This window comes from Streptococcus parasanguinis (assembly GCF_001578955.1).
Lineage (GTDB): Bacteria > Bacillota > Bacilli > Lactobacillales > Streptococcaceae > Streptococcus > Streptococcus parasanguinis_U.
Map to the genome: position 1 here is coordinate 145,674 of NZ_KQ969691.1, position 6,547 is coordinate 152,220.

A 6,547-nucleotide genomic window follows, 5' to 3' on the forward strand; every position below is an offset into this window, starting at 1 on the left:
CCCAGATCTTCTTAACCGCTACTTCCGTTACTTTTGGTATACGATTGTTAGTAATATTGGTTCCTTCAACAGTTGTTTCGTACCCTGCAACAGGTTCTTCCGAAACGGTGTAGGCAATGATATTCCCAGCATCATCGACCACATCGAGATTATCAAAATGATAAGCCCAAGTTCCTGCTGCATCTGCTTTCACTTCTTTAGATGCAACTTTGACTCCATTTGCTAGGAGGTTGACTGTAATTTTTGATGGACGCTTGCCATCTTGGTTGTCATTGTCATTCCATGTCTTCTGACCAGCAACGCTTGTTTTTTCTTTTTGGTTTACGACATCACGAGAAATTGCGAGGTCATTTCCAAAATCGTCCTTGCTGATTTTGATAGGTTCTTCAGAGAGCACATAGCCTGTCGGAGATTGAATTTCTTTAACCGTATAAGCTTGCTTGATCAAGCCAGTAATGGTTCCAATACCATCCTCATCTGTTGTGATGATTCCAACTTGCTCACCTGTATCGTCTGCTGTCACAGCAAAGGTAGCACCTGCAAGAGCTTGACCATTTTCACCTTTTTTATGAATAGTGAAGGAGTATTTCTCACCATTAAAGTTTCCTTCAAGGAATTGATACAGGATGACTGCATCTTTAGTTTGCTCCTCGACCTCCGTAGCTGTCATAGTTGCATGATTTTTGTAAGCTGTATTGATCACCGGTACCTTGTCCAAATAAACATCATAGCGAATCGTCATTCCTTGTTCTGGAGCTAGATCTCCGATATGAACCGTTAGAGATTGACCATCAGCACTGACAACCGGAGAATAGTCCTTGGTGACGTTGGTGGTGTCTCTTAAATGATAAGCCCCATCTTCGTTATCGATCTGCCAAGTTCCAGTATGGATGTTGACAGAATCTGCTTTGATTTTTCCATCTGTAAAGGCCAATTGGTCCTTAATATCAATATTATGAAGGGCAGTGTGACCTTGATTGATGTTTAAGGTATAGGTCAATTTTAATTTATTATCTGAGTTGGTCCAACCCCATTTGCTAAAGACTTCTGGAGTAGGAGGATTTTCACCCGGATTGACCCCCTTGTATTCAATTTTCCCAAACGGTTTGGACACACCATTAATGGAAAGACTAAAATCAAGCGTTTTCTGATCTTTGACAACTTGGTGATCCACACGCACAAAGAAACGCAATGAACCTGTCACATGAGCCATTTTTTCAGGATAGTCCGTATAGGTCACTGTAATCTTTTTTCTTTGATTATCTACCGTCGCCGTCGCAACTTTTTGACCGCTAGGATCCAGTAGGTCAACGGTGTCCATTTCCAAGACTTTAAAATCATTTCCAAGTTCAATTTCTGTCTTGTCTCCCGACTTTACTTGTCCATCGGGTAACTCAAACTTCGCTTTTACTTGAAAACTTTCCCAGACACCAATCGGATCTGTTAGAGCTCCCCCAGAGGACTTCGAAAACTCCACGGATGTAATGATACTATTGATCGTATCCGCATGTACCTTGGTAATCCTATCCGTTTTGGCAAATCCTAAAGCCGCTAGTAAAAATAGGGCAACTGTTGTCACAACAGAATAGAGCCACTTTTTCATAAACGATTTTTCTCCTTTTTCTACGTTTACTAGATAAGGTATGTGAGTCTAAAAATTATCACTACATATTGTGAATTTACGCACAACCTATCTTTTTTCATTATAATCAATTTATTTTGATAGCACAAGCAAATTGTTTCATTTTTGCCTATTCAGTTCATTTTCTTGATACAAATAAAAAATAACAGCCTGTTCGAATCAGACTGCTTGGTTTTTTGCTTATAAGGAAACTCCAAACACCTCTAGGGACTTGAGTTCAGAAGGTTGGAGTCTCCGCCATTCTCCCAATTGAAGAGTGGGATCTAGCCTTAGAGGACCCATAGAGATCCGCTCTAAATCTACTACTTCCTTGCCACAGGCAGCAACCATGCGCTTGATCTGATGGAATTTTCCTTCTGCAATTTCAATTTCGACATAGGAACTGGCGCTTGCCTCATCCACCTCTAAGATCTGCAATCTCGCAGGCAAAGTCATGAAGTCTTTGAGGGCAATGCCTGCTTCAAAACGGGCCACATCTGCCTCATCCATGATCCCAGCCACCTGGGCACGGTAGACCTTCGACACATGCTTCTTCGGTGAAAGCATGGCATGGGCAAGCTTCCCATTATTGGTCAAAAGGAGCAAGCCATGGGTATCGATATCTAGGCGCCCGACAGGAAAGACTTCCTTGTGACGGGCTGTCTCATCCAGTAGATCCAAGACAGTTTGGTGATGGTCATCCTCAGTCGCTGAGATGACTCCAGCTGGTTTATTAAGCAGATAATACACAAAGGTTTCATGGACCAGATTTTCCCCCATAAAGGTCACCTGATCCTTGTCTGGATCAATCTGTAGCTTCCCTGCTGTCTCTTTTTTTCCATTCACTGCGATTTTCTTTTGCTTGAGAAGCTGCTTGACCTCGGTCCTACTCCCCACGCCACAATCCACTAAAAATTTATCTAGCCGCATGATTACTTCCCGCTCTTTCTCACAATCCAAAGGCCAAAAAAGGAAATCAGGATCATGAGGATACCAGAAAATCCAAAAACGAAGGCTGGAGCAGATGAGATAGTCCCTAATAGACTAAGGACAAAGGTCGTTGCGATCGAACCTGTACTACATCCCAAAACCGCCATGGACGTTGCCTGGCTCAAGACCCCTGCTGGCATCTTATCTGATAAGACATTGTAAACCGTTGTAAGAGCTACACTATAGGCAAAGCCTGCAAGGATGGTCACAATGGCAAGCATCCAGAGATTGGTAGAAAGCCCGATCAACAGTTGGGTCAAGCCATAGGCCACTCCCGAAACGAGCAACAAGCGATCGCGGAAGAGCTGGGTCAATGGTGAGAAGGCTAATCCTGCAAGGATCCCGACAAATTGCATAGCTGCTAACATAAGCCCTGCAGTTTGGGCAGTGCCATGCCCAACTTGCTCCACCACACTTGGAATCCGAACAGTAATCATAACATTAGATAAGACGATCGATGCCGCAACAACAGCTAAGCCTAGTGCCGTCCGCCATTGACTAGCTGTCATCTGATCATTCCGATGTTTCTCCTCTACACCAACTGTTTTCGAACTATAAGGCACAAATAAGAGATACAAAAGTAAGATTGGAATACTGATACCGTAGACGAGAAAGGCAGCCTGCCAGCCAAAGCGAATCAAGAGACTCACTCCAAAGGTCAAAACAGCTGTCCCAACAACCTCCGCAGAACCACGAATGCCAAGGGTTTGGACGCGTTCTTTTCCTTTATAACGCTCACTGATAATGGCAATGGCAGAAACATTGAGTAAACCAACCGCCATCCCGAAAATAATCCGAGACAAAAAGACAACTGGATAAGCTGGACTGATTAAGGGAATAAAGCCACATAGAGCGTAAGCGACTAGGCCTATCACAATCATCTGACGCTCTGAAAATAGTCGCCCAATCCATTTATTGAAGATGAGTGAAACCATGATCCCTGCAGAAGGAAGCGAGACCAAGAGCTCAATCATGCTGTGAGGAATTCCCTTATAATAGGCAAACATGGCCGACTGCGCACTCGAAATCGAGAACGAGGTCGTCAAAATAAATGAAAGCGCGAGAATACTCACTTTCTCCATGATTCTTTTCATTATTTTTTCCTTTAAACTAATCTTTTTTTCACACTCCTCCTATAATAACACGAGCTAGTGACAGGACGCAATAGATTGAATTAAAAAAACGAAATGATTTTTTCAATCATTTCGTTCGTGCTAGTAATTGTGAGGCGAAGACTCCTGTTAGGAGCATCAAAGCACCAATCAAGATAAAGAGCAGATGATTGGAAGGAGCTAGTGGCGTCACCAACTGGATGAAGAAAGAGGAGACGGCTGATCCAAGATTGCAGCCAATCAAGACAAGCGAGGTCGCAAGATTCAGGAGATTAGTCGGAATTTTTTCAGATAAGTGATAGAAGATACTGGTGACTCCCGTACTGTAGGTAAATCCTGCCAAGAGGGTTCCTAGAACCAGGTTCCACAGCTGTCCAGACAAGCCAATCAAGGCCAGAGCTAGTCCGAAACCAAAGCACATGATCATGAGCAAGTTCTTTTTGAAAACATGTGTCAAACTAGCAAATCCCACTCCCGCTACAATCCCTGTCAATTGCATCAGACTTAGGACGGTTCCAGCTGTTGTCGCCGTTCCCATACGAGCGTCAACAATGATATCCGGCACGCGCAGGCTAATGATGGAATTGAAACAAATGATGATACCAGCAATCATGGCTAGCATCAGACTAAAACGCCATTGAGGGGAGCGAAGGCGTGCGGAACCTTTCTTTTTCTCCTTCAAGCTAGCCTGTTTTTTCCCCTTAGAATAGGGGACAAAAAGGATATAGAGGAGTAAAATCAAGTAACCACCTCCATATACGGCAAAGATCGCTGGCCAGCCTAGGGGTAAGAGTTGTCCAACAATAAAAGTCAAGATGGCAGAGCCCACCACTTCAGCAGACCCCCGATATCCCAGCATCCGAGTCTTGTCATTGCCTGAGTAGCGTTCACTGATAATCGAAATAGCCTTGGCATTGATCATTCCTGTCCCCAAACCAAAGAGAAAACGACTCAGAAAGATGAGAGGATAGTCCTGCACGACCAAAGGCACAAGGCCACTAGTTGAAAAGAGCAAAAGCCCTGCGACAATCATCTGGCGCTCACTCATCCACCGCTCGATCAGGCTATTTAAAAAGAGCATGCCCACAACCGCAAAGGCCGGCAGGGAAACCAAGAGTTCCACCTGGCCTGCTGAATATCCGAATTGGCTAAAATAGGCCTTCATAGCTGGCAAACCGGCTGTAATTGAAAATGATGAGATCAGCATGAGCGACAAGCTCAAGAGACTGATTCTTTCCATTGTTTTTTTCATTTCTTTATTTCCTATACTTTACTGGTAACATTTGACTTTACTAGTTTTTTTAGAAAAGATTCAAACTAGTATTTTCAATAGAATCCTAGTATAATCAATTTAGAAACAGAAAAATAGGACATTTGTCCTATTTTAGGAGATTGAGATGAAAAAAATTTTCCCATCTACGAAACTCATGGAGATCATCACTGACTACCAATTGGATCAGATCTTTCCAGGTGACTGTCTTAGTCAGCTGGACCTCGTTCTCTATCAGGCTGGAGAGTATATCTGCCGCCAGGGTTCTGACCAAGATGTCATTCCTTATTTTCTCAAAGGCCGGCTCAAGATCGTCCACAGTCTTGAAAATGGTAGCGACACCATCCTTGAAATCCAAGAAAAACCTGGACTGTTAGGAGAGATTGAGCTCCTGCTCGATCGGGTCTGTATCACATCGGTCATTGCAGACCAAGACTCACTAGTCGTCCAGCTCTCTGCTCGGCATTTCAAGGACCGCCTCCTGCTGGACCCGACCTTTTTGCGCTCTACGGCCAAGACCTTGGCTGAGAAATTACACCAGATCAACTATTTGGCTCCTGCCAACTTTCATTATTCGGTCAAGGAGCGCCTCGCTACGCATTTTTTGGAACATGGTGATGAAAATGGGACTCTCAAGCCCAAGATGAATCAACTGGCCCTGCGTTTTGGGATCAGCTACCGCCACCTTAGCCGCGTGATTAAGCAGATGGTTGACGAGGGGTTGATCCAAAGAGAAGGACGGGTCTATACGATTTTAGATGCAAAAAGGATGAATGATTTGTCCATCAAACATGCGGAAACCGCCGACAGATAACTTTAATTTTAGGCTCTTTTGTGTTATCATGGAGGTTAGAAAGAAAGTGAGAGTAAAACGATGAAAGCAATTGAAAAAGTTACAAGAGCATCCCATTTGATTGATATGGATGACATTATCCGCGAAGGAAATCCCACACTTCGAGCTGTTGCAGAAGACGTGACCTTCCCCTTGTCTGATCAGGAAATTATCCTGGGTGAAAAAAATGATGCAATTCTTGCACCATTCTCAAGACCCTGTTATGGCTGAAAAACTTGGCCTCCGTGGAGGAGTGGGACTCGCAGCCCCTCAGCTGGACATCTCAAAACGCATTATCGCTGTTTTGGTTCCCAATCCAGAAGATGCCGATGGCAACCCACCAAAAGAAGCCTATAGCCTTCAAGAAGTCATGTACAATCCAAAGGTTGTTGCCCATTCTGTGCAAGACGCGGCTCTTGGAGATGGGGAAGGCTGTCTCTCAGTAGACCGCAATGTCCCAGGCTATGTGGTCCGCCACGCGCGCGTGACTGTGGAGTATTTCACAAAAGACGGTGAAAAGAAACGCATCAAACTCAAAGGCTACAACTCCATCGTCGTTCAACATGAAATCGACCACACCAACGGCATCATGTTCTATGACCGCATCAACCCAAACAACCCATTTGAAATCAAAGAAGGACTCTTGATTTTAGAATAGGGCAAATGACAAAAAGTAAGGTAGTAGTGAATCATCACTACTACCTTACTTTTTTTACGAAACT

General features: G+C 44.1%; 5 protein-coding genes and 1 pseudogene. 2 read left to right on the plus strand and 4 right to left on the minus strand.

Annotated features, from left to right (window positions below; translation table 11 throughout):
• From SPADD19_RS07510 to SPADD19_RS07525, 4 genes are all read right to left on the minus strand, one after another.
• A partial coding sequence (locus tag SPADD19_RS07510) for a Cna B-type domain-containing protein (RefSeq protein WP_241496538.1) occupies window positions 1-1,603 on the minus strand: 1,603 nt, incomplete at its 3' end.
• Between the two features lie 219 nt (window positions 1,604-1,822).
• On the minus strand, window positions 1,823-2,551 hold the full coding sequence (locus SPADD19_RS07515; protein ID WP_061455684.1) for a pseudouridine synthase: 729 nt from the start codon (window positions 2,549-2,551) through the stop codon (window positions 1,823-1,825).
• A gap of 2 nt (window positions 2,552-2,553) precedes the next feature.
• Window positions 2,554-3,705: an MFS transporter gene (locus SPADD19_RS07520; protein ID WP_061455685.1), complete on the minus strand. Its 1,152-nt coding sequence runs from the start codon at window positions 3,703-3,705 to the stop codon at window positions 2,554-2,556.
• A gap of 106 nt (window positions 3,706-3,811) precedes the next feature.
• Window positions 3,812-4,975: an MFS transporter gene (locus SPADD19_RS07525; RefSeq protein WP_061455686.1), complete on the minus strand. Its 1,164-nt coding sequence runs from the start codon at window positions 4,973-4,975 to the stop codon at window positions 3,812-3,814.
• Between the two features lie 145 nt (window positions 4,976-5,120).
• Here SPADD19_RS07525 and SPADD19_RS07530 point away from each other — a divergent pair, with 145 nt between their 5' ends.
• Together SPADD19_RS07530 and def are read left to right on the plus strand one after the other, a co-directional pair.
• Complete coding sequence (locus SPADD19_RS07530) at window positions 5,121-5,807, plus strand: cyclic nucleotide-binding domain-containing protein (protein WP_061455687.1); 687 nt, start codon at window positions 5,121-5,123, stop codon at window positions 5,805-5,807.
• A gap of 60 nt (window positions 5,808-5,867) precedes the next feature.
• Window positions 5,868-6,483 (plus strand): annotated as a pseudogene (gene def, locus SPADD19_RS07535) (peptide deformylase).
• Window positions 6,484-6,547: the final 64 nt, after the last annotated feature.

Coding starts and splice junctions, on each gene's coding strand:
- SPADD19_RS07515 (WP_061455684.1), bottom strand. CDS start 2,551: ATGCGGCTAGATAAATTTTTAGTGGATTGTGGCGTGGGGAGTAGGACC.
- SPADD19_RS07520 (WP_061455685.1), bottom strand. CDS start 3,705: ATGAAAAGAATCATGGAGAAAGTGAGTATTCTCGCGCTTTCATTTATT.
- SPADD19_RS07525 (WP_061455686.1), bottom strand. CDS start 4,975: ATGAAAAAAACAATGGAAAGAATCAGTCTCTTGAGCTTGTCGCTCATG.
- SPADD19_RS07530 (WP_061455687.1), top strand. CDS start 5,121: ATGAAAAAAATTTTCCCATCTACGAAACTCATGGAGATCATCACTGAC.